Raw genomic sequence first — 26,910 nt, forward strand, 5'->3', positions numbered from 1 at the left:
GCGAGGCCGGCCGCCTCGTAACCGCACGCGTTACTGCCGCTCGCCTTGGATCGTCGTCCCGTTTGACCTGAGCATCATCTCCGGGCGTGGCCGCAAAAAATCAGCGTTTCGAGGTGAGGTTTCCGCTAGGTCAAACGTCTTGGGTGTGCACCACCGCCGCACACCGGCCGTACGCGAAGCGAGAAACCGTCTCGCCGCACGACGTTTCACGAGCACGCTCAGCGAGCCGTGGTTTTTTGGACTGGCGGGCACCCGACACACCAAGTTTGGATTTCGCAGCAAAACGCTGGTCTGCGACGCTGCGCCACACGGCAAAGCCCAGTGCGCCACGCTACATGCTGCCTGCACACATACTTTGCGAAACAAGTTCGCTGAACACGCTCAACCAAACCCATCGCTTGGACCCGCCGGGCTGAGGGGCTAAGAGGAATCAGTGGTCATGACGACCTGCGTCACCGCCGTCCGTTCCCCCGCGGGCGGCGATCTAGCCGTAGAAAACCCGACCCAGCTCATCGCTGAGTTGCGCGACGCAGCCCACTTGGGACTGCGCCTCGCGCTGCAAGGCGCCGAGCGGATCGCCAATGTAGTGAAAGAGTATTGCGTAGAGTTCGAACAGCCGATGGCGCTGGCTACGGCGAGGATCGCCCGATGAAACACGTCTCCAGCAACATCGAAGTCGCCGGCGAGACCCAGGTCCGCGTTCCGACCCGCCGCGCGCTCGCCAAGCAGCAGACCCGCACCAAGGTGCTGGCCGCCGCCCGCCGCCTGTTCTCGGAGGCCGGTTACGAGGGCGCGACCATCCGTGACATCGCCGCCGAGGCCGGCATGTCGACGGGCGCCGTGTTCGCGAACTTCACCGACAAGTCGGACCTGTTCCGCGAGATCATGGTCGCCGACATGGAGGCCCTGGTCGAAGCGATGCGCGAGGGCGCCTCGCGCGGTCGCGGCGTCGACGACACGCTGCTGAAGCTGTTCGTCGCCGGCTACGCCTTCTACAAGACCCGCCTGCCGCTGGCCCGCGCCGCCTTCGGGATCTCCTGGATGCCCGAGCAGGGCCAGGAACTGCGCAACCTGCCGCCGGTGCTGGAACTGCAGGAACTGTTCACCGAACAGCTGACCCTGGGCGTCGAGCGCGGCGAGCTTTCGCAGGAAGCCGAAGTGAAGCTGCGCAGCCAGATGCTGTTCGACTGCTACCTGGCCAACTATCAGGAAGCGATCTTCGGCGGCTGGAGCCTGGAGGCTCTGCAGGCCAAGTCGAAAGACCAGATCCGCGTCCTGCTGGCCGGCGCGCGCCGCGGCTAAGCAGCCGACTAGACTGATCAGGGCGAGATCTGTTCCAGACGGATCAGGTCTCGCCCTTGCTGTTCCTGGGGTTTTTCAGGCTTCAGCTCCGCGGCGAGTTGTCGCATCTTCTCACATCACGCATTCCTGAAGCAGGATTCGCCCTAAGCACTTCGCCTGGGGCGCCTGCACGGCCAATGCAGGCTGGGGGGAACATTTGAGCGTACGTAAGTCCCAGAAAGAGGCGACGCGTCAGCGCGTGCTCGACGCGGCTCGGGACCTGTTCGAGGCCAAGGGCTTCGACGCCACCACCGTCCGCGAAATCGCCAGCCAGGCGGCGGTGTCGGTCGGCAGCGTATTCACCACCTTCTCCTCCAAGAACGACATCCTGAGCCAGGTCATGGCCGATCGGCTGGACGCGCTCTATGCCGAACTCGACCGGCTGGTGCCGCACCTGCGCGGCTCGACGCCCGACCGACTGCAATCGATCTTCGCCATCCACTACGCCTTCGAGACCCGGCGCACGCGGCTGTTCCTGGCTCACATCGCGGCGGCCTACAACTGGACGCTCAGCCCCTCCAGCCGCCCCTATGGCCGCAATCCGCGCCTGCGGCTGGTGATCCGCGACTGCCTGGTCGACGGGATCAAGCGGGGCGACGTCGATCCCGCCGCCGATCTGGAGGTGGTCGTCGATGCGTTGATGGCTTCCTACGCCTGGACTTATCGGCTGGCCGCCTGGGAAGACGCCGACGCCGAGGCCATGGGCAAGGTGATGGACCGCCACATCGGCCTGATCGCCAGCGGATTTCGCCCGCCTGCGGCAGCGAACCGATAGGCCCGCGCCTACGATCTCGGCTAAGATCGCGCCATGAACATCTTCACCTACCTGATCCCGATCAGCCTGGCGGCGGTGACCATCACCCTGTTCGTCGGCCTCTTTGCGCTGTTCCGTGGCGGTGACTTCGGCCGCTCATACTCGAACAAGCTGATGCGGCTCCGCGTGGCGCTGCAGGCGCTCGCCATCGCCATTCTGGTGCTGGCCGTCTGGTGGCGCGCCAAGTTCGGCGGCTGACTTGGTCACGCTCAACAGGATCTACACCCGCACCGGCGACGCCGGGACCACGCGTCTGGCCACCGGCCAGCCGGTCTCGAAGTCCTCGTTGCGGGTCGAGGCCTACGGTGCGGTCGACGAGGCCAACGCCTGTCTGGGCCTGGCGCGCCTGCACACCGAGGGCGAGTTCGACGCCATGCTGGCGCGGGTGCAGAACGAACTCTTCGACCTGGGCGCGGACCTGGCGACGCCGCCGCAGGCGGGCGAGACCCACGCCCTGCGCATGGTCCAGTCGCAGATCGACCGGCTGGAGCGGGAAATCGACGCGATGAACGCGCAGTTGCCGCCGCTGGCCTCGTTCATCCTGCCGGGCGGAACCCCTGCTGCGGCGCATCTGCACCTGGCGCGCACCGTGGCGCGGCGGGCCGAGCGCATCGCGGTGGCCCTGGTCGAATCGGGCGAAAACGTCGGGCCGGAAGCGATGAAGTACCTGAACCGGCTGTCGGACTTCCTGTTCGTGGCCGCACGCTTCGCCAACGACCGCGGCGCAGCCGAGGTGTTCTGGCAGTCCGGCGCCACCCGTCAGGGCTGAGGTTCGGCCTTCGCCTTGGACGCGGCGGCTTCCGGCGCCTTTTCAGCACGGGCTTTGGCGGCGTCGGCCTTGGCCTCGGCGCGGGTCTTGTCGTTCTTGATCACCCGGCCGGTTATGTCCGAAATCAGGATCGGGCTGGCGCAGGTGCGGCTGCGCCAATCCCACCAGTCGCCCGCCTCTTCACACTTCTGGCCGGGCCACACCCAGCCGACGTGATAGACGAGCGTCCCGGCGCTGAGGACGATGAAAAGGCCAAGGAAGATCAGCTTCAGCCGGTCGATGGTACGGTTCATGACGTGCTTCTAGTCTTCGCTTCGGGAGCCTGCTAGCGGCTTCGTTCGCCGAAAATGCGGCGAACTGTGATCCCTCGCCGACTTGCAATGCTCGGCGGAACCGTTATGCCGCATCCGACCGAATTTTTCGCAAAAACAAATTTGAGGCGCTAGCGACCCATGAAGGTGTTGGTCCCGGTCAAACGGGTGATCGATTCAAACGTCAAGGCCAGGGTGAAGTCCGACCAATCGGGCGTCGACCTCGCCAATGTGAAGATGTCCATCAATCCCTTCTGCGAGATCGCAGTCGAGGAGGCCGTCCGCCTGAAGGAAAAGGGCACGGCGAGCGAAGTGGTGGTCGTCTCCATCGGCCCGGCTCAAGCTCAGGAAACCCTCCGTCAGGCTCTGGCCATGGGCGCCGACCGCGCCGTGCTGATCCAGACCGACCAGGATCTGGAGCCGCTGGAAGTCGCCAAGGTGCTCAAGGCGGCGATCGCCGAAGAGAACCCGAACGTGGTGATCATGGGCAAGCAGGCCATCGACGGCGACAATAACGCCACCGGCCAGATGCTCGCGGCCATCCTCGACTGGCCGCAGGCGACCTTCGCCTCGGCGATCGAGCTGTCGGCCGACACCGCCAAGGTGACCCGCGAAGTCGACGGCGGCCTGCAGACCATCGAGGTCGGCCTGCCCGCCATCATCACCGCGGACCTGCGCCTGAACGAGCCGCGCTACGCTTCGCTGCCGAACATCATGAAGGCGAAGAAGAAGCCGCTGGACGTCAAGGAAGCCGCCTCGCTCGGCGTCGACCTGAAGCCGCACCTGAAGGTCCTGAAGGTCACCGAGCCCGCGAAGCGCTCGGCCGGCATCAAGGTTGAAACCGCCGGCGACCTGGTCGCCAACCTGAAGACCGCGGGGGTGCTCTAATGGCTGTTCTCGTCATCGCCGATCACGACAACGCGTCGCTGAAGGACTCCACCAACAAGACCGTCACCGCCGCGCTGGCCCTCTCGGGCGACGTGGACGTGCTGGTCGCCGGCAAGGACGCCAAGGCCGCGGCTGACGCCGCCGCCAAGATCGCCGGCGTGCGCAAGGTGCTGCTGGCCGAAAGCGACGAGCTGGGCCAAGGCCTGGCCGAAGCCGTCGAAGCCACCGTCGTTCCGCTGATGGGCGGCTACGACGCGGTGCTGACCCCGGCCACCTCGCAAGGCAAGAACTTCAGCCCGCGCATCGCCGCGAAGCTGGACGTCGCTCAGATCTCGGAAATCGTCGAAGTGGTCAGCGCCGACACCTTCGTGCGCCCGATCTACGCCGGCAACGCCCTGGAGACCGTGCAGTCCTCGGACGGCAAGAAGGTCATCACCGTGCGCGCCACCGCCTTCAAGGCGGCCGGCGAAGGCGGCTCGGCCTCGGTTGAAAACGTCGCCGCCGGCGCCGTCTCGACCAAGGTGAAGTTCGTCGACCAGCAACTGGTGAAGTCGGCCCGTCCGGAACTGGCCGGCGCCAAGATCGTCGTCTCCGGCGGTCGCGCCATGGGTTCGGCCGAAGAGTTCCAGAAGGTCATCGAGCCGCTCGCCGACAAGCTCGGCGCGGCGGTCGGCGCCTCGCGCGCCGCGGTCGACGCGGGCTACGCTCCGAACGACTATCAGGTCGGCCAGACCGGCAAGGTCGTCGCCCCGGAACTGTACATCGCCGTCGGCATCTCCGGCGCGATCCAGCACCTGGCCGGCATGAAGGACTCCAAGGTCATCGTCGCGATCAACAAGGACGGCGACGCGCCGATCTTCCAGGTCGCCGACTTCGGCCTGGTCGCGGACTACAAGACCGCGGTGCCGGAACTGATGGACGCCCTGTCCGCGGCCGGCAAGTAAACCGGACGAGGTTCCAGGAACCGAACGATCAAGGGGCGGCCCCGCAAGGGACCGCCCCTTTTTCATGCCCGTCCGCCAACATGGCTAGCGTGTGGCGATGGCTTCCGCGGCGACCGGCGCGCCAAGGGTGAGGGTGACTTCGCGCCCGGCCACGTCGACCGGCGCGGCGTCGGTGCGCAGGTTCTTCAGCGCCGCGACGATCTGGTCGTCGAGTTCGGCCGAACCGCTGGAGCGGGCGATGCGCAGGCCGCTCAGGCGGTCAGCCTGGACGCGGCCGCGCACGGCCACGGTGCGCTGGCCGAGTTCGACGTTGCGGGCGGCGAGGCGTTCGCCGGCGTCGGCGGTCGCCGCGGCGACATAGGTCTGGACGTCGGCCGGCGCGGCGAGCGCGCTGGTCAGCGGCGCGGCCAGCAGCAGGCCAGTCGCGCTCAGCAGCAGAAGCTGGGCTTTCATGGGAAGATCCTGGGCTTGTGAGGATTGGGGAGGTGCGGCCGCCCCGTCGATATGCGCCCGCGCCGCCGCCGATACGAACGATCAATGTTGCTCCAGGTTGTTAGCCAGACTAACAACTACGCATGACCCGCCTGCCGCCGTTCTTCGCGCTTCGCGCCCTGGCCGCCGCGGCCCGCCGCCGCAGCTACAGCCGCGCGGCCGAGGACCTGGCCGTCACCCACGGCGCGGTCAGTCAGCAGATCCGCAAGCTGGAAGCCGAGCTCGGCGCGCGGCTGTTCGTGCGCCAGGGCAACGCCATGATCCCGACGCCGGCCGCAGAGCGGCTGGCCGGCGAGGTCGAGCGGGCGCTTGGCGTGCTGCAGGCCGGCGTCGCCGACTTCCGCCGCGCCGCCGACCACGACCCGCTGGTCGTCAGCCTGGACCCGCAGCTGGCCGCCCGCTGGCTGCCGGCGCGGTTGCCGCGGCTGCTGGCCGACCCGGCCGGCGCGAACATCGACTTCATCGCCGAGGAGCGGATGGCGAACTTCGTCACCGACGGCGTCGACGTGGGGGTCCGCTACGGCCTCGCCCGGGAGCCGGGGCTGGAGACCGCCCTGCTGTTTCGCGAGCGACTGTTCCCGGTGGCGAGCCCGGCCCTGGCGGCGTCGCACGAGATCAACACCCCGGCCGACCTGCTGAACGCACCGCTGCTGCGCCACCGTCACCGCCCCTGGAGCGTCTGGTTCGGCGCCTTCGGTCTGGAAGATCCCGGGCGCGGGATCGAACTCGAGGACTCGATCATGCTGCTGGAATCGGCGGCCCAAGGCATGGGCGTGGCCCTGGCGCGCGGCGCGCTGGTCGAGCAGGACCTGGCCAGCGGACGGCTGGTGCAGGTGCTGCCGCAAGCGGTCGGCAACGAATTCGCGTTCTATCTGGTCTGGCGCGGCGACAACCCGAAACTTCACCGGATACACGCATTGCGCGACTGGCTGACGGCCGAGGCGGCCAGGGGCCAGCCCTGAATCCTTGATCCGCCAAAGGGCTACGCTGCGTCGCAGCAAAAGCCTTGGCTTGTGCGCGGTTCCGCATGTTAGAAACCCGTCGCAATCGGGCGCGCAGGGGAGTGCGCCCAGGTCATTCGAGGCTTATTTCGGCATGGTTCAGATTAAGTCGGTCGGCATCATCGGCGCGGGTCAGATGGGAGCGGGCATCGCCCACGTCTGTGCGCTGGCGGGATACGACGTCCTGCTGCACGACGTCAGCGAAGACCGGATCCTCGCGGGCCGCTCGCTGATCGAGAAGAACCTGAGCCGCCAGGTGATCAAGGGCGCGATCGCCCAGGACGCCCTGGACGAGGCCATGGCCCGCATCAAGCCGGCGCCGGAGCTGCAGACCATCGGCACGACCGACCTGGCCATCGAAGCGGCCACCGAGAACGAAGAGGTCAAGAAGACCATCTTCAAGGCCCTGACGCCTCACCTCGGCCCGGACACCATCCTCGCCTCCAACACCTCGTCGATCTCGATCACCCGCCTGGGCGCGGCCTCGGACCGTCCGGAGCGGTTCATCGGCCTGCACTTCATGAACCCGGTTCCGCTGATGAACCTCGTGGAGATCATCCGCGGCATAGCGACGGACGCGGCGACCTACGAGACCGCCGTCAACTTCGCCAAGTCGCTGGGCAAGACCACCGCCAACGCCGAGGATTTCCCGGCCTTCATCGTCAACCGGATCCTGGTGCCGATGATCAACGAGGCGATCTACACCCTCTACGAAGGGGTCGGCACCGTCGACGCCATCGACACGGCGCTGAAGCTGGGCGCCAACCACCCGATGGGCCCGCTGGAACTGGGCGACTTCATCGGCCTCGACACCGTGCTGTCGATCATGAACGTGCTCTACGAAGGCCTGGCCGACTCCAAGTACCGCCCCTGCCCGCTGCTGGTGAAATACGTCGAAGCCGGCTGGCTGGGCCGCAAGGCCGGCCGCGGCTTCTACGACTATCGCGGCGAGAAGCCCGTCCCGACGCGGTAATCCACCGCCGAACGCTTCAGAAACGTGAAGCGTTCGTTAATCCGTTCGACTTGTCGACGCGACGCATCCGATAATCCAAGTGATTCGGATTCTGCGGGCTCATGCGACAGTTCACCTCGGTGGCGCTCTCCGCCACCTACCTCTGTCTAGCGCTGATCGTCGCCCTGCTTCTGTGGCGGAACGGGGGCGGCTGGGCGCCTGGCGTCGCCGCCCTGGTCGGGGGCCTCGGGCTCTGCTTCGCCGTGCACGGCCTGGTGGCCCAGTCCCTGAAGATGCGCGCGCTGCGCAAGGAACTCGACGCCGTGCGCGAGGCCCAGCGCGTGATGCTGGCGCAGATGGAGCAGGTCGACGCCCGGATGACCGAAGTCGCCGAGGCGGTCAGCGACGACGCCGGCCGCTCCGAAGCGCTCGAGGGCGAGGTCCACATGCTGGAGGACCTGGTCCAGCGGATGGGCCAGCGCCTGGAGGAGCGGGTCAGCGCCAGCGCGCTGCACGCGCGCCACGAGCCCAATCCGCGCCGCCACCACCAATCGGCCGCCCTGCTCGACACCGTGCGCGAGGCCCTGGCCGAGAACCGGGTCGACCTCTACCTGCAGCCAGTGGTCGGCCTGCCGCAGCGCCGCACCGTCTTCTACGAAAGCTATTCGCGCCTGCGCGACGCCACAGGCCGGGTGCTGATGCCCGCCGAGTACCTGACCGTCGCCGAGCCCGAAGGCCTGGTCACCTCGATCGACAACCTGCTGCTGTTCCGCTGCGTGCAGATCGTCCGCCGGCTGGCCAAGCAGGACCGCAAGGTCGGCATCTTCTGCAACATCTCGATCGCCAGCCTGGCGGACGAGAGCTTCTTCCCGCAGTTCCTCGACCTGCTGGCCGCCAACCGCGACCTGGCCGGCGCGCTGATCTTCGAACTGGGCCAGGCGGCGTTCGACGCCCGCGGCTCGGTCGAGGCGCGCAACATGGGCAAGCTGGCCGACCTCGGCTTCCGCTTCTCGCTCGACAAGGTCACCGACCTGGACATCGACTTCCAGGACCTGGCCCGTTCGGACGTGAAGTTCCTCAAGATCGCCGCGCCGTTCCTGCTGGACGAACTGGCCGAGACCGACGAGGGCCTGATCCTGCGCTCGCTGCCCGATCTGGCCGCGCAGGACTTCGCCTCGCTGACCCGCCGCTACGGCGTCGAGATCGTCGCCGAGAAGGTCGAGAGCGAGCGGCAGATCGTCGACATCCTCGAGCTCGACATCGCCTACGGCCAAGGCCACCTGTTCGGCGAGCCGCGCGCCATCCGCGACGCGGTGCTGGCCGAGGCCGACGGCCCGGTCGCCGAGCCGGCGTCGTATGACGAGCCGCCGGTTCGCACCCGCGGCGGGGTCGGCGTCCTGGCCCGCCGCCGCGCCGCCGCCACCCGGATCTGACGCGCCGCATTGACCGCCGCGCGCCGGACCGTTACCGCCCCTGGCCATGACCGCGCCCCTTCCGATCACCGGCCTCTCGGCCGTCGCCGACCGCTACGACGTCCTGCTCTCCGATGTCTGGGGCGTGATCCACAATGGCCGCGAGAGCTTCGCCGCCGCCTGCGCGGCGCTCAGCCGCTGGCGCGCCGAACGCGGCCCGGTGATCCTGATTTCCAACGCCCCGCGCCCGTCCAGCGCCGTGCACAGCCAGCTCGACCAGCTGGGCGTGCCGCGCGAGGCCTGGTCGGCGTTCATCTCGTCCGGCGACGCCACCCGCATCCTGCTGGGCGGCCGCGCGCCGGGCCCGGCCTGGGCCATCGGCCCGGAGAAGGACGCCTCGCTGTACGAAGGCCTCGACCTGGCCTTCGCCGGTCCCGAGGACGCGGCCTTCATCTCCTGCACCGGCCCCTATGACGACGACGTCGAGGGCCCGGACGACTACGAAGACCGCTTCAAGGTCGCGCTGGCGCGCAAGCTGCCGATGATCTGCGCCAATCCCGACATCGTCGTGCAGAAGGGCGACCGGCTGATCTATTGCGGCGGGGCCCTGGCCCAGCGCTACGAGGAGATGGGCGGCGAGGTGATCATGGCCGGCAAGCCGCACGCGCCGATCTACGACCTCTGCCTGACCGAAGCGCAGATGCTGCTGGGCCGGCCGCTGGACCGCGCGCGGGTGCTATGCATCGGCGACGCCGTCGCCACCGACGCCAAGGGCGCCAACGACCAGGGCCTGGACGTGCTGTTCGTCGCCAGCGGCATCCACGGCGCCGAGACCATCGGGCCGGACGGCGTCGATGCGGCCGCCGTCGAGACGCTGCTGGCCAAGGATGGCGCACGGGCGACCTACGCCATCTCCGATCTGGCGTGGTGAGCAAAAGCCGCTAACTAGTGGCGGTGAGAGGGAGCGCACGCGTGCAGGGGCTTTACTTCGAGGACTTGAGCGTCGGCCAGAGCGCCGAGACGACCAAGATCGTCGGCTCCGCCGACGTCGAGGCGTTCGCCGCCGTGTCGGGCGACACCAATCCGGTGCACCTCAACGAAGACTATGCGCGGACCACGCCGTTCCAGGGCCGCATCGCCCACGGCATGCTGTCGGGCGCCTACATCTCGGCCGTACTCGGCACCAAGCTGCCCGGCCCCGGCGCGATCTACCTGACCCAGTCGATGCGCTTCCGCCGACCGGTGAAGATCGGCGACGCGGTCGTCACCCGCGTGACCGTCCAGGCGCTGGACGAGCGGCGCGGCCACGTGACCCTGACCACCGTCTGCCAGGTCGACGGCAAGACCGTCGTCGACGGTGAAGCCGTGGTCGCGGCCCCGCGCCGGCCCAAGGACGCCTGAAGCCATGCGCATCGTTCACGGCTGGAAGGGGCTCGACGCCGCCGACAAGGGCGCGTCCGTCGCGCTCGGCAACTTCGACGGCGTGCACCGAGGCCACCAGCGGGTGATCGCTGAGGCCGCCAAAGCCGCCCAGGCCCTGAAGGCGCCGCTCGGCGTCATCAGCTTCGAGCCGCACCCGCGCCAGATCTTCCAGCCCGACGCCCCCGCCTTCCGGATCATGGACACCGACCAGCAGGCGCGCGCGCTGGACGCGCTGGGCGTCGACGTCTTCTACGTGCTGCCCTTCGACCACGAGATGGCCAACCTGACCGACCGCGAGTTCGCGACCCAGGTGCTGCACGAGGGCCTGGGCGTGCGCCACGTGGCGGTCGGCTTCGACATCTCGTTCGGCAAGGGCCGCACCGGCAGCCCAGAGCTGATGGCCGCCTATGGCCGCGAGCTCGGCTTCTCGGTCTCGGTCGCCGAGGCGTTGGGCGACGGCGCGGACAAGTTCTCGTCGACCGGCGTGCGCGCGGCGCTGCGCGAGGGCCGCCCACAGGACGCCGCAGCGATCCTGGGCCGGCCGTTCGCCATCGAGGGCGCGGTCGAGCACGGCCGCAAGCTGGGCCGCACGATCGGCTTCCCGACCGCCAACGTCGCCCTGACCGACTATGTGATCCCCAAGCTCGGGGTCTACGCCACCCGCACCCGCCTGCCCGACGGGCGCGAGATCGCCGGCGTGGCCAATATCGGCGTCAATCCGACCGTGCCCGGCGAGATCGCCCCGCGGCTGGAGGTCTGGCTGTTCGACTTCGACGAGGACCTCTACGACCAGGTCATCGAGACCGACCTGGTCGCCTATCTGCGCCCCGAGGAGAAGTTCGACAGCATGGAAGCCATGATCGAACAGATCCACGCCGACGCCGCCCAGGCCCGCGCGCTGCTGCTGCCCGAGTTCTAGTCCTCGATCGACAGCACCTCGATCTCGCGCAGGCGCGCGTCGGGGGACTCCCAGCGGAAGACGTCGCCGACCGAGAGGCCGATCAGCGCTGCGCCCACCGGGGCCAGCACCGAGATGCGGTTCTCGTCCATGTCCGCCTCGCCCGGCAGGCCGACCTGCACCGTGCGGTCGCGCTTCAAGATCAGGTCGCGATAGGTGACCTTCGAGCCCAGCCGCACGAACTTCGAGCGGCGGTCGGTGTTCGGCACGATCGAGAAGCGCTCGAGCTCTTCCAGCAGGATGCTGGCGCCGGGCATCGGCGAGCGCGAGGCCGCGCCGATGGCGGCGAGCTTCTCGAAATCGGCTTCGGTGACCCGCACCTTGGGGCGGGCCTTCATCTTGGCGGCCATGGGTTGGCTCCTCTTGGTTGGTTCGTCAGGCCGCGCTGGGCGGCGGGTCGTCGTCGGGATCGGGGCGGGCCGCGGGCCCAGGGCGCCGCGGGAAGGCGATGACCTTCGGCTCGGGCGGCTGAGTATCGGGCGCACGGGAAAGAACACCCGCAGTATCTGCGGGCGGCGGCGGAGGTTTTGGCATGTCACGATGCTCCCCGTGGCGCTAAGCCACGGATCGAAGACCAGTGATCAGGATTTTGGATGAAAGCATCCCCGAACTCGCGGCGTGCGGCCGCTATGAGCTCGGGGCTAGTCTCCTTCGACTAGGCGTCCCGCATGGTGCGCTCGGCGCGGCATGTTCATGCAAATACACATCCTGATCCGATCCTGACCGGCCCGACGGGCGATGTCAAATTCCCCACCCCGTCGGCGACCGCGGGCAAAGGGGCTCGCGCGCACCGGCGCCCTCTGCTACAGCCCCGGGACATGACTTCGGTTCGGAAACCCCTGCGAATTATTCGCCCGGCGTGACGCCGCCGGACGATCGCTCCAGCGCGCGCCGGGTTCCACCCGCTTAAGTCCTCAAGCTCCGAGCCAAGCTGGAAAGTCCCATGGCCGACGACGCCGAACTGCCTTCGCGCGACTATCGCGAAACCGTCTTCCTCCCGGAAACCCCGTTCCCGATGCGCGCGGGCCTGCCGCAGAAGGAGCCGGAGATCCTGGCCCGCTGGGCGAAGGCCGACCTCTACAACACCGTCCGCGCCGAGCGGCAGCGCGCCGGCGCGCCGCTGTTCGTGCTGCACGACGGCCCGCCCTACGCCAACGGCGCGATCCACATCGGCCACGCCCTGCAGAAGACCCTGAAGGACTTCGTGGTCCGCTCGCGCTTCCTCCTCGGCTACGACGTCGACTACGTGCCCGGCTGGGACTGCCACGGCCTGCCGATCGAGTGGCAGATCGAGAAGGAGCTCAAGGAAAAGGGCCGCCGCAAGGACGAAGTCTCCAAGGCCGAGTTCCGCGCCCGTTGCCGCGAGTACGCCGCCCACTGGATCGACGTGCAGCGCGACGGCTTCAAGCGCCTGGGCGTCATCGGCGACTGGGAAAACCGCTACGCGACCATGGACTATTCGAGCGAGGCCGCGATCGTGGCCGAGTTCCACAAGTTCGTGGCCAGCAGCCAGCTCTATCGCGGCTCCAAGCCGGTGATGTGGAGCCCGGTCGAACGCACCGCCCTGGCCGACGCCGAAGTCGAGTACCACGACCACGTGTCGCCGACGATCTGGGTGAAGTTCCCGGTGGTCGAGGGCAGCGACGCGGCCCGCGGGGCCAGCGTGGTGATCTGGACCACCACGCCGTGGACCATCCCCGCCAACCGCGCCATCAGCTATTCGGACTCGGTCGACTACGCCGTCTACCAGGTCGAGGCCATGGAAGAGGGGCTGGAGTTCGAGCCCTGGGCCAAGGCCGGCGACCGGCTCATCGTGGCCGACAAGCTGGCCGAGGACGTGTTCAAGGCCGCCAAGATCGCCAGTTGGCGCAGGATCGAAGCGGTCGACTGCCAGGGCATGGTCTGCGAACACCCGCTGGCCGCGCTCGACACCCATTACGCGTTCCAGGTGCCGCTGCTGGACGGCGACCACGTCACCGACGACGCCGGCACCGGCTTCGTGCACACCGCGCCGGGCCACGGCGCCGACGACTATCTGGTGTGGCTGGCGCACGGTCATCGCGACATCCCCGACACCGTCGATCCGGACGGCGCCTACTATCCGCACGTGCCGCTGTTCGCGGGCCTCAAGGTGCTGGAGACCGAGGGCAAGAAGGCCGGCAAGTTCGGCCCGGCCAACGGCGCGGTCATGGAAAAGCTGATCGAGGCCGGCCGCCTGCTGGCGCGCGGGCGGATGGAGCACTCCTATCCGCACTCGTGGCGCTCCAAGGCCCCGGTGATCTTCCGCAACACCCCGCAGTGGTTCATCCGCATGGACGAGCCGGTGGACACTTTGCAGCTCGGCGGCCGCACCCTGCGCGAGACGGCGCTGGAATCGATCGAAGCCACGGCCTTCTATCCGGCCGGCGGCAAGAACCGCATCCGCGCGATGGTCGAGACCCGGCCCGACTGGCTGATCAGCCGTCAGCGCGCCTGGGGCGCGCCGCTGGCCATGTTCGTCGACAAGGAGACGAACCAGCCGCTGCACGATCCTGAGGTCGACGCCCGCATCATCGCGGCGATCGAAGCCGAAGGCGCCGACGCCTGGTTCAACCGCCCGGTCGCTGACTTCCTCGGCGCCCACGATCCGGACCGCTACGAGAAGATCGACGACATCCTCGACGTCTGGTTCGACAGCGGCTCGACCCACGCCTTCACGCTGGAGAACCGCGAGCACACCAAATGGCCGGCGGACCTCTATCTCGAAGGGTCCGACCAGCATCGCGGCTGGTTCCAGTCCTCGCTGCTGGAAAGCTCGGGCACCCGCGGCCGCGCGCCGTACGACGCCATCCTCACCCACGGTTTCACCATGGATGAGAACGGCGAGAAGATGTCGAAGTCCAAGGGCAACGTCGTCGATCCGCAGGCGGTGATCCGCGAGTCGGGGGCCGAGATCATCCGCCTGTGGGCGGCGATGATCGACTATTCGGACGACAGCCGCATCGGCAAGACCGTGCTGCAGACGACGTCGGACGCCTATCGCAAGCTGCGCAACACCGTCCGCTACATGCTGGGCGCGCTGGCCGACTATTCGCCGGACGAGGCGGTCGAGCTCGAGCAAATGCCGCCGCTCGAGCGCTTCATCCTGCACCGGCTGTGGGAATTGGACGCCCAGGTGCGCGCCGGCTACGAGGGCTACGTCTTCCAGGACGTGATCCGGCCGATCATCGAGTTCTGCCAGACCGACCTGTCGTCGCTGTTCTTCGACATCCGTCGCGACAGCCTCTACTGCGACCGCCCGGACGCCCTGCGTCGGCGCGCCGCGCGCACGGTCATGGACGCGGTGTTCGAGCGGATCACCGCCTGGCTTGCCCCGCTGACGCCGTTCACGATGGAAGAGGCCTGGACCACCCGTTATCCGGACGCGATCTCCAACTGCCTGCGGCAGATCCCGGAGACCCCGGCCGAGTGGCGCAACGACGCCGAAGCCGAGCGCTGGGCCAAGGTGCAGCAGGTGACCAGCGTCGTCACCGGCGCGCTGGAGGTCGAGCGCCGCGAGAAGCGCATGGGCGCGGCGCTCGAAGCCGCCCCGGTGGTCCACGTCGCCGACGCGGCCCTGCTGGCCACCCTCGAGGGCCTGGACGCCGCCGAGGTGTTCCGCACCAGTCAGGCGACCCTGGTCGCCGGCGAAGGCCCGTCCGGCGCCTTCCGGCTGGCCGAGGTCCCTGGCGTCGCGGTCGAGCCGCTGAAGGCGCAAGGCGCCAAGTGCGCCCGCTCGTGGCGGATCCTGCCGGAAGTCGGCTCGGATCCGCGCTATCCGGACCTGTCCCTGCGTGACGCCGACGCGGTCGCCGCCTGGGACGCTGCGCGGGCTTGAGCCTGACCGCAGGATAAACCACAGTTCCGGTCGCTCCTGCGGGGCGACCGGAAAATGGGAGCACTCTTGAAGTCCATCTCCAAACTCGGCTGGGCGGCCTATGGCCTGGCCGCCTTCGTGATCCTGGCCGACCAGCTGTCGAAGTACTGGATCCTCTATGTCTACGACCTGCCCGCGCGGTTCTCGACGCCGATCGCCGGACCCTTTTCGCTGACCATGGTCTGGAACCGCGGCGTCAGCTTCGGCCTGTTCCGCGCCGACGCCGACCTCGTGCGCTGGATCCTGACGATCTTCTCGATCGGGGTCGCCATCGCCTTGGCCGTCTGGGTCCGCAAGGCCGATCGGCCGCTGCTGAGCGTGGGCCTCGGTCTGGTGATTGGCGGGGCGATCGGCAACGCCATCGACCGGATCCGCTTCGGGGCGGTGGTCGATTTCCTGGATTTCCAGCGCCTGGGGTTCTTCCCCTGGGTGTTCAACGTCGCCGACAGCGCCATCACCATCGGCGTCGTCTTCTTGTTGCTCGATTCCCTGCGTAAGGAATCGGCTGCTTAATCGCGTTGGCGGGTATGCCCGTATGCGCTATTTACCCACCCTTCACCGCCGGGGGGCGGCTTTCGGAGACTCAAAGTTGATGCGTCTGAACCGTGTGCTCGTCGCGTCCGCCCTCGTCGCGGCGACCGGCCTTGGCCTCGCAGGCTGCAATTCCACCCGTAACGCGCTGGGCATGACCAAGGTCACCCCGGACGAGTTTCGCGTGGTTTCGAAGGCGCCGCTGGTGGTTCCGCCCGAATACGCTCTGCGCCCGCCGGCGCCCGGCGAACCGCGCCCGCAGGAGCTGCAGCCGGAAAGCGCCGCGCGCAACGCCCTGCTCGGCACGCGCGAAGCCCAGGCCCGCTCGGACGGCGAGAAGCTGCTGGTCGCGAAGGCCGGCGCCGACAAGGCCGACCCGCTGATCCGCTACGTCGTCGACGACGAAACCGGGGCCCTGGCCCACAAGGACAAGTCGTTCGCCGACAAGGTCATGTTCTGGAAGCCGGGCGAAGCCGCCGGCGGCAGCGCAGCGGTCGTGGCCGCGGCCGGCGACAACGTCCCGGCCCCGGTCGATCCGGCCGCCGAAGAAGCCAAGGTCAAGAGCCTGACCGGCGACAAGCCCGTCGTGATCTCCCGCGAGAAGCAAACCCGCATCAAGCTGCCGGGCCTGTAGAACCGTCCTCAAATCCTCCCCCTCTGGGGGAGGTGGCTCGGCGCGAGGCGCCGAGACGGAGGGGGACCGCTCTCAAATAGCTTGAGTCAACGTCCCCCTCAGTCAGCCAGAGGCTGACAGCCCCCCAGAGGGGGAGCATCCATATCAATCCGCCTCCACATCGCCCGGCGTCTTCACGTCGTAGCCCTTGGCGCGGAGCTGATCGAGCACGCCGCCCTGGGCCAGCAGGGTGCGCAGCGGGGCGACGGCGATGGCGTGGCCGGGCGCCTTCAGCGCCGTCTCGATGTCCTTGGCGAGATCGTTCTTCACCCGCGCATCGAACGCCTGCGCGCCCGGCGTGACGGCGATGCAGCGCTCGTAGCTGCGCTCGGCCCCCAGCGCGCCGGCCACGTCGCCGTCGGCCCAGGCGCGCGAGGCCGCCAGGGTGCGGCCCGGCCCTGCCTCGATCTCGCCCATCACCTCGTCCAGGCAAGCCTCGCCGGCCGCCGGCGAGGTGCGGATCACCGCGCCCAGCAGCGGGCCGAGGTCATAGGAGCGCTGCACCACCTTCACCCCGCCCTGCTGGGCCAGCAGCTTGATCAGCTTGGTCGGGTCGGCGGTGGTGAGGTTCTCTTTCTCACGGTAGTCGTCGGTCAGCATCAGCGCCGCGGCCAGCGGGTGCTTGGTCTTGTAGTGGTCGGCAGGCTGGCCGAGTTTGGTGCGTACGGCCGCGAAGCGCGCGCGCTCGCCCGGATCGAGGCTGTCCTCGAACGGCTTGCCCGACTTCAGGCGCAGGTAGCTGATCGCCGCGCCTGGGGCCCCGGCCAGCTTCACCTTCAGGCCGGTGAACGGCAGGATCACCGCGTTCGCGCCTTCCAGATGGCGCTCGAACTGCAGACGGTCCCATTGCTGGCGCTTGGGCGCCACGGTCGGGGCGCCGAGCACGTAGACGGTGGACGCGCCGTTGGAGACGCGCCACCAGGCGGGCCCCGGCAGCCGGGCGGTGACCACGAGCTCCTCGACCAGGGTCTCGTTCGGATCGACGACCCCGGCCGCGAGCGGCGGCACCGGAACCAGCGGAACCTGGGCCGAGACAGGAGATGCGAGAATGACGGCGGCCAGCGCCACGCCGAGGGTCGGTTTCAAGGACCACCTTCCAGACTTGCCCCCCGGAATCGCCATATAGTGACGAGCTAACCGAAGCGTGACCATGCCCATCCGCCGCCTTCCGCCCGAAACCGTGAACCGCATCGCCGCCGGCGAGGTGGTCGAGCGCCCTGCGAGCGCCATCAAGGAACTCGTGGAGAACGCGCTCGACGCCGGTTCGCGTTCCATCGAGGTGCAGGCCGACGGCGGTGGGCTGACCCGCATCCTGGTCGCCGACGACGGCTGCGGCCTGTCGGCCGACGAACTGGCCCTGGCCATCGAGCGGCACGCGACGTCCAAGCTCGCCCCCGACGACGCCGGCGACTACGACCTGCTGCACATCCACACCCTGGGCTTCCGGGGCGAGGCCCTGCCCTCGATCGGCTCGGTGGCGCGGCTGTCGATCGCCTCGCGCGCCAAGGGCCTGGCCGACGCCCACGCCATCCTGGTCGAAGGCGGTCAGGTCGGGGCGGTGACGCCTTCCGGCTTCCCGGGGCCGCACGGGGCGCGGGTCGAGGTGCGCGACCTGTTTTACGCCACCCCGGCCCGGCTGAAGTTCATGAAGTCCGAGCGCTCGGAAGCGCTGGCCATCGCCGACGAGCTCAAGCGCCAGGCCATGGCGCACGAGGCGGTGTCGTTCGCCCTCGACCTCGACGGACGGCGCACCCTGCGGCTGCCGGCCGAGAGCAAGGGGCCGGACGGGCGGCTGGCCCGCCTCTCCTCGATCATGGGCCGCGAGTTCTCCGACAACGCCCTGGAGATCAACCACGAGCGCGAGGGCGTGCGGCTCACCGGCTTCGCCGGCTTGCCGACCTTCAACCGCGGCAACAGCGCCCACCAGTATTTGTTCGTGAACGGCCGGCCGGTGCGCGATCGCCTGCTCCAGGGCGCGCTGCGGGGCGCCTATGCCGACTTCCTGGCCCGCGACCGTCACCCGCTGGTGGCGCTGTATCTCGACCTCGATCCGTCGCTGGTCGACGTCAACGTCCACCCGGCCAAGGCCGAGGTGCGGTTCCGCGATCCGGCCCTGGTGCGCGGCCTGATCGTCGGCGGCCTGCGACACGCCCTGGCCGGCGCCGGCCACCGCGCCGCGACCACGGTCGCCAGCGACACGCTCTCGAACCTGCGTCCCGGCTGGTCGCCGCAGCCGAGCTATCCGCCGCCGCAGCCTTCGGCCCAGGGCTTCTCGGCCTGGCAGGCCGGCGGCTGGGCCCCGGCCATCGCCGCGGCCATCCCGGGCCTGACCGACGTCTCGGCCCGCGCCGAGGCGACCGAATGGACGCCGTCGCCCGCAGCCTACACGCCGGGCCTGCAGGAGGCGCCCGCTCCCAGCGTGGTGTTCGATCCGGTCGACTTCCCGCTAGGCGCCGCCCGCGCCCAGGTGCACGAGACCTATATCGTCGCCCAGACCCGCGACGGGGTGGTCATCGTCGACCAGCACGCCGCGCACGAGCGCTTGGTCTACGAACAGATGAAGGTCCAGATGGAGGGCGGCGGGGTGTCCCGACAGGTGCTGCTGCTGCCCGAAGTGGTGGAGCTCGATCCTGCCGAGGCCGAGCGGGTCGTCGCCCGCGCTGCGGAGCTGGAAGACATGGGCCTGGTGGTCGAGTCGTTCGGTCCCGGTGCGGTGCTGGTGCGCGAGACCCCGGCCCTGCTGGGCGAGACCGATGTCTCCGGCCTGATCCGCGACATCGCCGACGACCTGTCGGAGAACGGCCAGGCCCTGGCGCTCAAGGAGCGGCTGGCCGAGGTCTGCGGCACCATGGCCTGCCACGGTTCGGTCCGCGCCGGCCGGCGGCTGACCGCACCGGAGATGAACGCCCTGCTGCGCCAGATGGAGGCCACGCCCCACTCGGGCCAGTGCAACCACGGCCGCCCGACCTATGTGGAACTGAAGCTGGCCGACATCGAGCGGTTGTTCGGGCGGCGGTGAGCCCTCAGATGCTCCCCCTCTGGGGGACCTGGCCGCCGAATGGCGGACTGAGGGGGACCGGAGTTCCCGCCGTTTCTCCCGACGCGCCAGCCTGTGAGTCCAAAGGGGGCTCAAAGTCCCCCTCACCCGACCTCACGGTCGGGAGCTCCCCCAGAGGGGGAGCCTCTGGAGACGTCACCACCAGGTCAGGTCGGTGCGTTTGCCGCCGACGATTACGCCCTTGAGCCGCGCGCGGCCGTCGTTCCCAACCGACACCACGGCGAAGGCCGGCGCCTCGCCCTGGCGGCGTTCGCGTAGCGCCTTCTCGATGGCCAGGGCCTCGTCCTGGTCGGCGTGGAAGCGGTCGACGCCGATGTCGAGGGTGACCACGTCGGACTCGGTGTTTCCGAACGCCGTGCGCGAACAATAGACCCCGCCGCGCACCGCAAGCTCCGCGCCCGCGGCCAGGGCCGCCTCGCGGCTCGCCCCGACGCTGACGAAGCGATAGTGGCCGTCCGCAGGCTTCAGGCCGATCCAGCCGCCGTCCTCGAAGGTGGATCGCTCGCGCGGACAGGGCTGGCCGAGCGCCAGCTGCTGGGTGAGGCGCAAGGCGACGTAGTGGCCGGTCAGCAGGTCGCGCGGATCGACCGCTTCCATCGGCAACAGCACTTCGCGGCCGGCGGCGCGGGCGCCGCTCTCGCGCAGCACCACGCCGACCAGCAGCAGCACAAGGACGGCGGCGGCGGCGGCGATGCGCAGGGGCAGACTGGCGATCATGCCTTGGCCCTCCGCCGGGTCAGACCGCCGGCGACCAGCGCGATCAGCGCGCAGACCGCGAACAGGCCGGCCGCGGTCATCAGGCCGAGGCCCAGATCGAACAGGATGGTGCAGACCGCCGCGATCATCGAGACCACGCCGGCCGCCGTGACCATGCCCTGGCGATCGTGCATGCCCAGCGCGATGACGCCGCCCGAAAGGATCAGCCAGGCGGCGCGATGGGCGATCAGCGCCCCGCCCTTGAACTCGTCGAACCCGGCGACGCCGTAGAACACCAGCGCGCCCCAGACGAACCACAGGAAGAAGATCACCGCCGTGCGCCGCTCGCCCAGCTGCCGCGCGCCTCCCGCCAGGACCGCCAGGACGGCGGCGCTGGCCAGCAGGCTGGTCGCGCCCCAGCGCTCGAACTGCGCGATCGCCGCCACCAGCCCGACGATCAACGCCAGGGCCGAGGCGTGCGCCAGCGGCTTGGAGTTCCACAGCCAGGCCAGGCCCACGCCGACCGGCGCGGCGAAGATCAGCCAGCGGCTCTCGCCGCCGTCGAAGCGGCCGGCGAACTCCCCGAAGCCGAACAGCGCCAAGGCGACCACCCCGGCGGCGCTGGAACGCCCGGCGATCGTCAGCAGGGCCGCGGCCAGGCCGGCGCTGCGCAGGGCGCGCTGCGGGTCGCCGGCGATGTCGAAGATCTGGCCGGTCAGGCCGATGGCGGCGGCGTAGACCAGGGCCGCCACCGCCAGCAGGGTGTTGCTGAGCAGCGGACGCCCGGCGCGCGCGGCCCAGGCCCCGCCCCCGGCCACCGCCAGGAACAGGCCGACGATCAGTCCGAACCGCGGCAGCCGCGGGATCGCGCCCCAGTTGGCGGCCACGAAGGCGATGGCCGCGGCCCCCAGCAGCAGCGCGCCGATCACCGCCAGGGCGGCCGAGGCGTCGATCCGCCGGCCGTCCGACACCCGGTCCAGAATCACGCCGCGATTCGCCGCCGGCACCAGGCCGGCCGCGATCCACTCATCCAGGTCCTTGGTCAGTCGAGCCTTGTAGCTCGCCATCCGCGCCTCCTCGCCGAGGCCAGACCCTCGCCTATGGCGGCGGCGCAGGCAACCGGCGAAGGTCAGGCGGCGACCGACTCGGCCTCTTCGAGGAATAGGCCGTTGATGGCGCTGAGCAGGCGTTCGGCCTTGATCGGCTTTTCGACCACGCCGTCCATGCCCTGGGCCAGGTAGCTGGCCGCGTCCCAGGGATCGGCGTTGGCGGTGATGGCCAGGATCGGCACCTGGGCCGCGGCGCCGGCGAGGCCGCGGATCCGCCGCGTGGCGCCGACGCCGTCGAGGTTCGGCATCTTGATGTCCATCAGCACCAGGTCGAAGCGCCCGGTGGCCGCCGCGCTGACCGCCTGCTCCCCGTCTTCGACGCTTTCGCTCGTACAGCCGAACATGCCGCACAGCGTCTCGGCCACCAGGCGGTTGGTGGCGTTGTCGTCGGCGATCAGCACGTGCAGACCGCCGGGTCCCTGGCTGAGGTCCGGCTCGGCGGCGATCTCCGCCGGGCTCGGGGCCGGCAGATCGAACAGCGGAAACTCGAAGCCGAACGCCGTGCCGCCCGGATCGCTCTCGACCCCGATGGCGCCGCCCATCTGCTCGACCAGCTGGCGGCAGATCGACAGGCCCAGGCCCGCCCCGCCCTCACGCACGCCGGCTTCGGTCTGGCTGAACGGCTGGAAGATCGCGCCCAGGCGATCGGCGGGAATGCCGACGCCGCTGTCGCGGACCTCGCCCTCGACCACCACATGCACATCGTCGCGGCGAGCCCGCAGCGTCACCTGCACCCCGCCCTGCCGGGTGAACTTCAGGGCGTTGCCGATCAGGTTGTTGAACACCTGCTTGATGCGGACGGCGTCGCCCAACGCCCACTGGTCGAGCGCGCCCTCGTAGCGGAAGCAAAGGCTCAAGCCCTTGAGCTCGGCCCGCGCGGTCCAGAGCGCCGAGAGGTCGTCGAGCAGACCGGGCAGGTGGAAACTGTCCTCGGCGAGTTCCAGCTGGCCGGCGTCGGCGCGGCTGAAGTCGAGGGCGTCGGTCAGCAGCCGCAGCAGGGTCTGACCGGAATCCTGAATGGTGGTGACGTAGGGCTTCAGCGCCGGATCGGCCAGCCGGCGCTGGAGGATGTCGGCGATGGCCAGCACCCCGTTCAGCGGCGTACGGATCTCGTGGCTCATCACCGCCAGGAATTGCGACTTGGCGGTGAGCGCGCTCTGCGCCTCGAGCTTGGCGTGGTTGAGGGTGTCGGCCAGCCGGGTCATCTCCTCGGCGTGGGCGCGGTTGGCGGCGTTGGTGGCCTGCAGCAGGGCGAGCGTCGAGCCGACCCCGGCGTAGCGCCCCCCGCTGACCACCACGAAGCCCTTCATCACCTCGCTGGAGCGGTCGGCGAGCACGTCGCCGCAGAACTCGGCCACCGGCGTGTCGCCCTCGGCGATCAGCGGCGCGGCGTTCATCAGCAGCGAGATCGGCCGCAACCCATAGAGCGCGCGGCCATAGTGAGCGGCCATGGCCACGAAGAAGGCGTTGCGCTCGACCAGGCCGACGGGGCGGCCCTCCTCGTCGACGACGGCGATGGCCAGGGTGTCAGGCTCGGCCTGGAAGCGGTCATAGACGTCCTGGCCCAGCGTCTCGGGCGTGATCGGCGCGATCGACTGGATCAGGTCGAGCAGAATGGCGGACATCGAAGGAGCTCTCGCGGGTCGAGCAGCGCTTTAGTCGCCCCTCGACTAATGAGCCGTGAATGTCCGATATTTTTCTTTGTTAAATCAAATACATAATGTCACACAACGGTCATCTAGCCGTCACATGCCGGAGGCGGCCGGAGCTCTCGGCGTGATGATGGCGGCCCGGCGCCTGGACGGCCGCGTTCGGCTCGGCCATGATTGGCGCGTACGGCTCAAGAAAGAGGATTTCATGTCTGAGCTTGCGTTCGAGGTCCGGGCCTAACCGCCGAGCCGGCGTCCTCGTCTGAAAATCGGCAGTCAGGCCCCAACGTCCGCGCCCTCGTTTTCACGAGATCTGGCCCGGGCGCGTTTCCTCATGCCTGAACGCTGGACAATCCATTGAACGTTTCAAAAGCGCAGCAACGCACGCTGCACGCCCTGGCCCAAGGCGGCCAGATCATCCTCGAACGCGACCATCGCGGCGACATCCTCGCGGCCGACTGCGTCACCCGCGACGGCTGGGTGCTCAGCGACTGCAACGTCGCGGTCTTCAAGAGTCTGAAGCAGAAGCGGCTGATCGCCAGTCGCGACAGCCAGCCCTATCGCATCACCAAGGAGGGACTGAAGAGCCTGCGCAGCCAGCTCGACAACCGCACCACCGCCAGAGCCTTCTAGAGCGTGACAGCTTCAAGTGGATGCCGGTTGAAGCGGCCGTCACGCTCTACACATTTGAAGATAGACACTTTTTGGTCCGGTTCAGGTGAAGCCACCTGAACCGGAAAGGGTCTAGGCGCCGGCGTACTTCAGGAAATGGACGCGCGCGGCGCCATAGTCGCGTGCGTCCAGCTTCTCGTAGCCCTCAATCTGGAAATCGGGCTCGTCGCTCCCGCGCTCGAACATCACCACCGCGCCGGGCGCCAGCCAGCCGCCGGCGGCGAGCTTGGCCAGCGCGACCTCGCCCAGGCCCTTGCCATAGGGCGGATCGAGGAAGGCCAGATTGAAGGCCGGGCCGTCGGCGCCGGGCCGCGTCCCCAGATCGGTGGCGTCACGGCGGTGCACCCGCGTGCGCCCGAACAGGCCCATGGCGTCGACGTTCTGGCGGATGGCGCCGCGGGCCAGCTCGTCGGTCTCGACGAACAGGCAGAAGGCCGCGCCGCGCGACAGCGCCTCGAAGCCCAGCGCACCTGAACCGGCGAACAGGTCGATGATCCTCAGGTCACGCACGCCCGGCGACCAGGCGGCGTGCTCCAGGATGTTGAACACCGCCTGGCGCGCGCGGTCGGACGTCGGGCGCGTGCGCTCGCCCTCCGGCGTGGCGATGGCCTTGCCGCGGAATTCTCCGGAGACGATGCGCATCAGCCGTCCCGCTTAGGACCGCGGGGGCCGCCGGGCCGAGGCCCCTTGGGACCGGGACGCGGACCGCCCGGCTTGCCGCCGGGGCCCGACCGCGGGCGATCGGAACGCGGGCCCTCGCCGCGCGGGCCGTCGGAGCGAGGTCCGGACCGCGGACCAGCGAAGCCCGGCTTGCCGCCAGGACGCGGACCGCGAGGGCCGTCAGCGCGCTCGGGACGGCCTTCACCGCGCGGCGCATCGCCATCACGGCGCGGACCGCCGGGACGAGGCCCCGACCGCGGGCCGCCGAAACCCGGCTTGCCGCCCGGACGCGGGCCCGACGGCCGCGGACCGCGCGGACCATCGAAGCGCTCGCTGCGCCCCTCGCCATGCGGCGCGCCGCCGTCTGGCCGCGGGCCACGCGGTCCACGATCGGGACGCGGCCCGCGCTCGGGCCGTCCTTCACCGCGCGGCGCGTCGCCTTCGCGGCGCGGACCGCGGGGCGGGCCGGACCAGTCGCCGCGGGGACGATCGTCCGAACGGCCTTCCGGACGCGGGCCGCGCGGCCTGGCCGGCTTGCCGTCGTTGGCGCGCGGGCCGCGCTCGATCAGGGTCGCGCCCTTGCGCGGCGCGTCGTCGCGGCCGCCAGGCTTGCGCTTGGGGCCGCCGGGCCGGGGCGGACGCGGCGGGGCCAACGGGTCGCCCGGGGCGTAGCTGCGGATGCCGCCCGGCGTGTCGCCGGGAATGCGCGCCGAGCGGCGGCGCGGCGCCAGCGGCACGGCGGGCGCGGCGTCGTCTTCGGGACGCGGCGCGCGGCGGCGTTTGACCGCGCCGGCCTTGATCTCAACCTTCGGACGCGCCCAGCCCTCCTTGTAGCTCGGCTTGGGCTTGGCCTCCGCCGCCGGACGGGCGCCGGCGCCGCGACGGCCGGTGCCGTCGTGCACCGCGTGCGCGCCGGGCGGCGCCTTGGGCGACTTGAACGACGGCCGGTCGCCGTTGGGCAGATTCTCGGGCGAGATGTACTCGACCAGCTGCTCGCGGATCACCCGCGGGCCGACTTCCTCGATCTGGCCGATCGGCAGCGAGCCGAGCGCGAACGTGCCGTAGGACATGCGGATCAGTCGCCCGACCTCCAAGCCCACCGACTTCAGCACCTTGCGGACTTCGCGGTTCTTGCCTTCGGCGATGGTGACGGTGATCCAGACGTTGGCGCCGCTCGGGCCGTCCTTGGCCTTGTCGATCTTGGCTTCCAGGGGGCCGTAGCGGACGCCCTCGACGGTGACGCCGTCCTGCAGCTTGTCGAGGTCGGCCTGGGTCACCCGGCCGCGGGCGCGCACCCGATAGACCCGAACAACGCCGCTGGACGGCTGCTCGAGCGCCCGGGCCAGCTCGCCGTCGTTGGTCAGCAGCAGCAGGCCTTCGGAGTTGATGTCCAGGCGGCCGATGGAGATCAGCCGCGGCAGGCCCGGCGGCAGGGCGTCGAACACCGTCGGGCGGCCCTGCGGGTCCTTGTGGGTGGTCAGCAGGTCGATCGGCTTGTGGTAGCGGAACAGGCGCGTCGGCTCGGCGGCGTCGACCACCTCGCCGTCGACCGTGAGAATATCGTCGGGGCCGACGTTCACCGCCGGGCTGGTCAGCACCTCGCCGTTCAGGGCCACGCGGCCCTCTTCAATGAGTTTTTCGACGTCTCGCCGGGAGGCTACGCCTGCTCGCGCCAGCGCCTTTGCGACGCGCTCACCTTGACCGGAGGGCGTCTGGTCGTTTCGTTGGGGGTCGTGGATCATGATCATCGCACCATGCGCATCGCGCTCGCGGCGGCGCAAGACGCCGCGTCACGCGGAGAAACTCCCGTAGGCGCCGTCGTCGTCGATCCGAGGACCGACGAGATCGTCGCCGTCGGGGCCAACGGCCCGATAGGCGCGCACGATCCGACCGCTCATGCCGAGATCGTCGCCTTAAGGCAAGCGGCCGCGAAGCTCGGGAACTACCGGCTGACCGATCTGACCCTGGTCGTGACGCTGGAACCCTGCGCGATGTGCGCCGGAGCGATCAGCCATGCGCGGATCGGCCGCGTCGTGTTCGGGGCCGAGGATCCCAAGGGCGGCGCGGTCGTGCACGGGCCGAAGTTCTTCGAGCAGCCGACCTGCCACTGGCGCCCGCAGGTCACCGGCGGCGTGCTGGCCGAGGAAAGCGCCGAGCTGCTGCGCGGCTTCTTCCGGGCGCGGCGCAAGAAGAAGGGCTGAGCATGCGGACGGCGATGCTCGTCGCGGCGCTGCTGTTCGCCGGCGCCGCCCAGGCCGCCCCGGCCGACGACGTCCAGGCGCTGGGCTGGCTGGCCGGTTCCTGGATTCAGCAGGGCGAAAACCGCACGGTGCGCGAGGTCTGGCTGGCGCCGCGGGACGGCGTCATGTCCGGCCTGTCCCAGACAAACCGTCCCGGCCGCAAGCCGTTCACCGAGTTCATGACCATCAGCGCCGAGCCCGCCGGCGCGACCTTCACCGCCCGTCTCGACGGTCAGCCGCCGACGCCCTTCGTGCTGAAGCCGGGCCCTGCCGGCCAGGCGACGTTCGAGAACCTCGCCCACGACTTCCCGCAGCGGGTGACCTACCGCCGCTGCGGCGAGGACCTCTGCGCGCGGATCGAGGGCGTTGTGGACGGCAAGCCGCAGAGCCAGGACTGGCGGTACAGACGGGCTGAGTAGCTTT

The 26,910-nt window shown here is 69.6% G+C and carries 30 protein-coding genes; 21 read left to right on the forward strand and 9 right to left on the reverse strand.

Annotation, left to right across the window (positions count from 1 at the left end; translation table 11 throughout):
* Positions 1-439 precede the first annotated feature (439 nt).
* From AC1Q87_RS08485 to AC1Q87_RS08505, 5 genes are all read left to right on the forward strand, one after another.
* Entirely contained in the window at positions 440-652 is a 213-nt protein-coding gene (locus tag AC1Q87_RS08485; protein WP_492608534.1) for a hypothetical protein, read from the forward strand.
* Positions 649-1,302: a TetR/AcrR family transcriptional regulator gene (locus AC1Q87_RS08490; RefSeq protein ID WP_183771511.1), complete on the forward strand. Its 654-nt coding sequence runs from the start codon at positions 649-651 to the stop codon at positions 1,300-1,302. Before AC1Q87_RS08485 ends, AC1Q87_RS08490 begins: the two co-directional genes overlap by 4 nt.
* Positions 1,303-1,498: 196 nt before the next feature.
* Positions 1,499-2,116: a TetR/AcrR family transcriptional regulator gene (locus AC1Q87_RS08495; protein ID WP_492608535.1), complete on the forward strand. Its 618-nt coding sequence runs from the start codon at positions 1,499-1,501 to the stop codon at positions 2,114-2,116.
* A 33-nt stretch (positions 2,117-2,149) separates the two neighbouring features.
* Entirely contained in the window at positions 2,150-2,353 is a 204-nt protein-coding gene (locus AC1Q87_RS08500) for a twin transmembrane helix small protein (RefSeq protein WP_436063062.1), read from the forward strand.
* Position 2,354: 1 nt separating this feature from the next.
* Positions 2,355-2,924 (forward strand): cob(I)yrinic acid a,c-diamide adenosyltransferase, encoded by a 570-nt coding sequence (locus tag AC1Q87_RS08505; protein WP_492608536.1) that lies wholly within the window; start codon positions 2,355-2,357, stop codon positions 2,922-2,924.
* Here AC1Q87_RS08505 and AC1Q87_RS08510 read toward each other — a convergent pair.
* Positions 2,915-3,217 (reverse strand): hypothetical protein, encoded by a 303-nt coding sequence (locus tag AC1Q87_RS08510; protein WP_492608537.1) that lies wholly within the window; start codon positions 3,215-3,217, stop codon positions 2,915-2,917. The two genes, AC1Q87_RS08505 and AC1Q87_RS08510, sit on opposite strands and share 10 nt — an antisense overlap.
* Before the next feature lie 159 nt (positions 3,218-3,376).
* On the opposite strand from AC1Q87_RS08510, the gene AC1Q87_RS08515 reads away from it, so the two are divergent.
* Positions 3,377-4,123: an electron transfer flavoprotein subunit beta/FixA family protein gene (locus AC1Q87_RS08515; RefSeq protein WP_492608538.1), complete on the forward strand. Its 747-nt coding sequence runs from the start codon at positions 3,377-3,379 to the stop codon at positions 4,121-4,123.
* Positions 4,123-5,067, forward strand: a complete 945-nt coding sequence (locus tag AC1Q87_RS08520; RefSeq protein ID WP_492608539.1) for an electron transfer flavoprotein subunit alpha/FixB family protein — start codon at positions 4,123-4,125, stop codon at positions 5,065-5,067. The genes AC1Q87_RS08515 and AC1Q87_RS08520 overlap by 1 nt, the downstream gene beginning before the upstream one ends.
* Positions 5,068-5,151: 84 nt before the next feature.
* Here the strand turns inward: AC1Q87_RS08520 and AC1Q87_RS08525 are convergent, their stop codons facing one another.
* Positions 5,152-5,520 carry a hypothetical protein gene (locus tag AC1Q87_RS08525; RefSeq protein WP_492608540.1) on the reverse strand — a complete coding sequence of 123 codons (369 nt, stop codon included), beginning with the start codon at positions 5,518-5,520 and terminating at the stop codon, positions 5,152-5,154.
* 122 nt (positions 5,521-5,642) lie between these two features.
* Here AC1Q87_RS08525 and AC1Q87_RS08530 point away from each other — a divergent pair, with 122 nt between their 5' ends.
* The 6 genes from AC1Q87_RS08530 to AC1Q87_RS08555 all read left to right on the forward strand — a co-directional run bounded on the left by AC1Q87_RS08530 (position 5,643) and on the right by AC1Q87_RS08555 (position 11,265).
* Positions 5,643-6,521, forward strand: coding sequence for a LysR substrate-binding domain-containing protein (locus AC1Q87_RS08530; RefSeq protein WP_492608541.1), 879 nt, complete (start codon positions 5,643-5,645; stop codon positions 6,519-6,521).
* A 133-nt stretch (positions 6,522-6,654) separates the two neighbouring features.
* Positions 6,655-7,533: a 3-hydroxybutyryl-CoA dehydrogenase gene (locus AC1Q87_RS08535; RefSeq protein WP_492608542.1), complete on the forward strand. Its 879-nt coding sequence runs from the start codon at positions 6,655-6,657 to the stop codon at positions 7,531-7,533.
* A 101-nt stretch (positions 7,534-7,634) separates the two neighbouring features.
* A complete protein-coding gene (gene tipF / locus AC1Q87_RS08540; RefSeq protein ID WP_492608543.1) occupies positions 7,635-8,945 on the forward strand; it encodes a flagella assembly cyclic-di-GMP phosphodiesterase TipF in 1,311 nt (436 codons plus the stop codon).
* A 46-nt stretch (positions 8,946-8,991) separates the two neighbouring features.
* Positions 8,992-9,855: a TIGR01459 family HAD-type hydrolase gene (locus AC1Q87_RS08545; RefSeq protein WP_492608544.1), complete on the forward strand. Its 864-nt coding sequence runs from the start codon at positions 8,992-8,994 to the stop codon at positions 9,853-9,855.
* Between the two features lie 41 nt (positions 9,856-9,896).
* Positions 9,897-10,325, forward strand: a complete 429-nt coding sequence (locus tag AC1Q87_RS08550) for a MaoC family dehydratase (RefSeq protein ID WP_492608545.1) — start codon at positions 9,897-9,899, stop codon at positions 10,323-10,325.
* A gap of 4 nt (positions 10,326-10,329) precedes the next feature.
* Entirely contained in the window at positions 10,330-11,265 is a 936-nt protein-coding gene (locus AC1Q87_RS08555; protein WP_492608546.1) for a bifunctional riboflavin kinase/FAD synthetase, read from the forward strand.
* Here AC1Q87_RS08555 and AC1Q87_RS08560 read toward each other — a convergent pair.
* Positions 11,262-11,654 carry a GreA/GreB family elongation factor gene (locus tag AC1Q87_RS08560; RefSeq protein ID WP_492608547.1) on the reverse strand — a complete coding sequence of 131 codons (393 nt, stop codon included), beginning with the start codon at positions 11,652-11,654 and terminating at the stop codon, positions 11,262-11,264. The genes AC1Q87_RS08555 and AC1Q87_RS08560 overlap by 4 nt on opposite strands.
* Positions 11,655-12,247: 593 nt before the next feature.
* Here AC1Q87_RS08560 and ileS point away from each other — a divergent pair.
* The 3 genes from ileS (at position 12,248) to AC1Q87_RS08575 (ending at position 16,364) form a co-directional block, all read left to right on the forward strand.
* Positions 12,248-15,160: an isoleucine--tRNA ligase gene (gene ileS / locus AC1Q87_RS08565; RefSeq protein WP_492608548.1), complete on the forward strand. Its 2,913-nt coding sequence runs from the start codon at positions 12,248-12,250 to the stop codon at positions 15,158-15,160.
* 66 nt (positions 15,161-15,226) lie between these two features.
* Positions 15,227-15,712, forward strand: coding sequence for a signal peptidase II (gene lspA / locus AC1Q87_RS08570; RefSeq protein WP_436063075.1), 486 nt, complete (start codon positions 15,227-15,229; stop codon positions 15,710-15,712).
* Between the two features lie 79 nt (positions 15,713-15,791).
* Positions 15,792-16,364, forward strand: a complete 573-nt coding sequence (locus AC1Q87_RS08575) for a DUF3035 domain-containing protein (RefSeq protein WP_492608549.1) — start codon at positions 15,792-15,794, stop codon at positions 16,362-16,364.
* A 144-nt stretch (positions 16,365-16,508) separates the two neighbouring features.
* Here the strand turns inward: AC1Q87_RS08575 and AC1Q87_RS08580 are convergent, their stop codons facing one another.
* The gene (locus AC1Q87_RS08580) at positions 16,509-17,489 is read right to left on the reverse strand and encodes a TraB/GumN family protein (RefSeq protein ID WP_492608550.1); all 981 of its coding nucleotides are present in this window, start codon (positions 17,487-17,489) and stop codon (positions 16,509-16,511) included.
* A gap of 64 nt (positions 17,490-17,553) precedes the next feature.
* Between AC1Q87_RS08580 and mutL the strand changes: the two genes are divergently transcribed.
* A complete protein-coding gene (gene mutL, locus AC1Q87_RS08585) occupies positions 17,554-19,422 on the forward strand; it encodes a DNA mismatch repair endonuclease MutL (protein WP_492609266.1) in 1,869 nt (622 codons plus the stop codon).
* 174 nt (positions 19,423-19,596) lie between these two features.
* On the opposite strand, the gene AC1Q87_RS08590 is transcribed toward mutL, so the two are convergent.
* From AC1Q87_RS08590 to AC1Q87_RS08600, 3 genes are all read right to left on the reverse strand, one after another.
* The gene (locus AC1Q87_RS08590) at positions 19,597-20,178 is read right to left on the reverse strand and encodes a GDYXXLXY domain-containing protein (RefSeq protein WP_492608551.1); all 582 of its coding nucleotides are present in this window, start codon (positions 20,176-20,178) and stop codon (positions 19,597-19,599) included.
* A complete protein-coding gene (locus AC1Q87_RS08595) occupies positions 20,175-21,224 on the reverse strand; it encodes a DUF2157 domain-containing protein (protein WP_492608552.1) in 1,050 nt (349 codons plus the stop codon). The genes AC1Q87_RS08590 and AC1Q87_RS08595 overlap by 4 nt, the downstream gene beginning before the upstream one ends.
* A gap of 62 nt (positions 21,225-21,286) precedes the next feature.
* Positions 21,287-22,891 (reverse strand): ATP-binding protein, encoded by a 1,605-nt coding sequence (locus AC1Q87_RS08600; protein ID WP_492608553.1) that lies wholly within the window; start codon positions 22,889-22,891, stop codon positions 21,287-21,289.
* A 124-nt stretch (positions 22,892-23,015) separates the two neighbouring features.
* Between AC1Q87_RS08600 and AC1Q87_RS08605 the strand changes: the two genes are divergently transcribed.
* Positions 23,016-23,156, forward strand: a complete 141-nt coding sequence (locus AC1Q87_RS08605; protein WP_492608554.1) for a hypothetical protein — start codon at positions 23,016-23,018, stop codon at positions 23,154-23,156.
* 116 nt (positions 23,157-23,272) lie between these two features.
* Complete coding sequence (locus AC1Q87_RS08610; protein WP_436063082.1) at positions 23,273-23,548, forward strand: YjhX family toxin; 276 nt, start codon at positions 23,273-23,275, stop codon at positions 23,546-23,548.
* A gap of 111 nt (positions 23,549-23,659) precedes the next feature.
* Here AC1Q87_RS08610 and rsmD read toward each other — a convergent pair whose 3' ends face one another.
* Together rsmD and AC1Q87_RS08620 are read right to left on the reverse strand one after the other, a co-directional pair.
* Complete coding sequence (gene rsmD / locus AC1Q87_RS08615) at positions 23,660-24,229, reverse strand: 16S rRNA (guanine(966)-N(2))-methyltransferase RsmD (protein WP_492608555.1); 570 nt, start codon at positions 24,227-24,229, stop codon at positions 23,660-23,662.
* Positions 24,229-25,995, reverse strand: coding sequence for a pseudouridine synthase (locus AC1Q87_RS08620; RefSeq protein WP_492608556.1), 1,767 nt, complete (start codon positions 25,993-25,995; stop codon positions 24,229-24,231). Before AC1Q87_RS08620 ends, rsmD begins: the two co-directional genes overlap by 1 nt.
* Positions 25,996-26,001: 6 nt before the next feature.
* Here AC1Q87_RS08620 and tadA point away from each other — a divergent pair, with 6 nt between their 5' ends.
* Entirely contained in the window at positions 26,002-26,448 is a 447-nt protein-coding gene (gene tadA / locus AC1Q87_RS08625) for a tRNA adenosine(34) deaminase TadA (protein WP_269627950.1), read from the forward strand.
* A gap of 2 nt (positions 26,449-26,450) precedes the next feature.
* Positions 26,451-26,906 carry a DUF6265 family protein gene (locus tag AC1Q87_RS08630; RefSeq protein WP_492608557.1) on the forward strand — a complete coding sequence of 152 codons (456 nt, stop codon included), beginning with the start codon at positions 26,451-26,453 and terminating at the stop codon, positions 26,904-26,906.
* Positions 26,907-26,910: the final 4 nt, after the last annotated feature.

The sequence above is a fragment of the Phenylobacterium sp. GW823-FHT02A09 genome (assembly GCF_058797775.1).

Bases quoted from the DNA above. Each gene is read 5' to 3' on its own strand.
- AC1Q87_RS08485 (WP_492608534.1), top strand. From the start codon at position 440: ATGACGACCTGCGTCACCGCCGTCCGTTCCCCCGCGGGCGGCGATCTA.
- AC1Q87_RS08490 (WP_183771511.1), top strand. From the start codon at position 649: ATGAAACACGTCTCCAGCAACATCGAAGTCGCCGGCGAGACCCAGGTC.
- AC1Q87_RS08500 (WP_436063062.1), top strand. From the start codon at position 2,150: ATGAACATCTTCACCTACCTGATCCCGATCAGCCTGGCGGCGGTGACC.
- AC1Q87_RS08510 (WP_492608537.1), bottom strand. From the start codon at position 3,217: ATGAACCGTACCATCGACCGGCTGAAGCTGATCTTCCTTGGCCTTTTC.
- AC1Q87_RS08515 (WP_492608538.1), top strand. From the start codon at position 3,377: ATGAAGGTGTTGGTCCCGGTCAAACGGGTGATCGATTCAAACGTCAAG.
- AC1Q87_RS08520 (WP_492608539.1), top strand. From the start codon at position 4,123: ATGGCTGTTCTCGTCATCGCCGATCACGACAACGCGTCGCTGAAGGAC.
- AC1Q87_RS08525 (WP_492608540.1), bottom strand. From the start codon at position 5,520: ATGAAAGCCCAGCTTCTGCTGCTGAGCGCGACTGGCCTGCTGCTGGCC.
- AC1Q87_RS08530 (WP_492608541.1), top strand. From the start codon at position 5,643: ATGACCCGCCTGCCGCCGTTCTTCGCGCTTCGCGCCCTGGCCGCCGCG.
- AC1Q87_RS08535 (WP_492608542.1), top strand. From the start codon at position 6,655: ATGGTTCAGATTAAGTCGGTCGGCATCATCGGCGCGGGTCAGATGGGA.
- tipF (WP_492608543.1), top strand. From the start codon at position 7,635: ATGCGACAGTTCACCTCGGTGGCGCTCTCCGCCACCTACCTCTGTCTA.
- AC1Q87_RS08545 (WP_492608544.1), top strand. From the start codon at position 8,992: ATGACCGCGCCCCTTCCGATCACCGGCCTCTCGGCCGTCGCCGACCGC.
- AC1Q87_RS08555 (WP_492608546.1), top strand. From the start codon at position 10,330: ATGCGCATCGTTCACGGCTGGAAGGGGCTCGACGCCGCCGACAAGGGC.
- AC1Q87_RS08560 (WP_492608547.1), bottom strand. From the start codon at position 11,654: ATGGCCGCCAAGATGAAGGCCCGCCCCAAGGTGCGGGTCACCGAAGCC.
- ileS (WP_492608548.1), top strand. From the start codon at position 12,248: ATGGCCGACGACGCCGAACTGCCTTCGCGCGACTATCGCGAAACCGTC.
- AC1Q87_RS08575 (WP_492608549.1), top strand. From the start codon at position 15,792: ATGCGTCTGAACCGTGTGCTCGTCGCGTCCGCCCTCGTCGCGGCGACC.
- mutL (WP_492609266.1), top strand. From the start codon at position 17,554: ATGCCCATCCGCCGCCTTCCGCCCGAAACCGTGAACCGCATCGCCGCC.
- AC1Q87_RS08590 (WP_492608551.1), bottom strand. From the start codon at position 20,178: ATGATCGCCAGTCTGCCCCTGCGCATCGCCGCCGCCGCCGCCGTCCTT.
- AC1Q87_RS08595 (WP_492608552.1), bottom strand. From the start codon at position 21,224: ATGGCGAGCTACAAGGCTCGACTGACCAAGGACCTGGATGAGTGGATC.
- AC1Q87_RS08600 (WP_492608553.1), bottom strand. From the start codon at position 22,891: ATGTCCGCCATTCTGCTCGACCTGATCCAGTCGATCGCGCCGATCACG.
- AC1Q87_RS08605 (WP_492608554.1), top strand. From the start codon at position 23,016: ATGCCGGAGGCGGCCGGAGCTCTCGGCGTGATGATGGCGGCCCGGCGC.
- rsmD (WP_492608555.1), bottom strand. From the start codon at position 24,229: ATGCGCATCGTCTCCGGAGAATTCCGCGGCAAGGCCATCGCCACGCCG.
- AC1Q87_RS08620 (WP_492608556.1), bottom strand. From the start codon at position 25,995: ATGATCATGATCCACGACCCCCAACGAAACGACCAGACGCCCTCCGGT.
- tadA (WP_269627950.1), top strand. From the start codon at position 26,002: ATGCGCATCGCGCTCGCGGCGGCGCAAGACGCCGCGTCACGCGGAGAA.
- AC1Q87_RS08630 (WP_492608557.1), top strand. From the start codon at position 26,451: ATGCGGACGGCGATGCTCGTCGCGGCGCTGCTGTTCGCCGGCGCCGCC.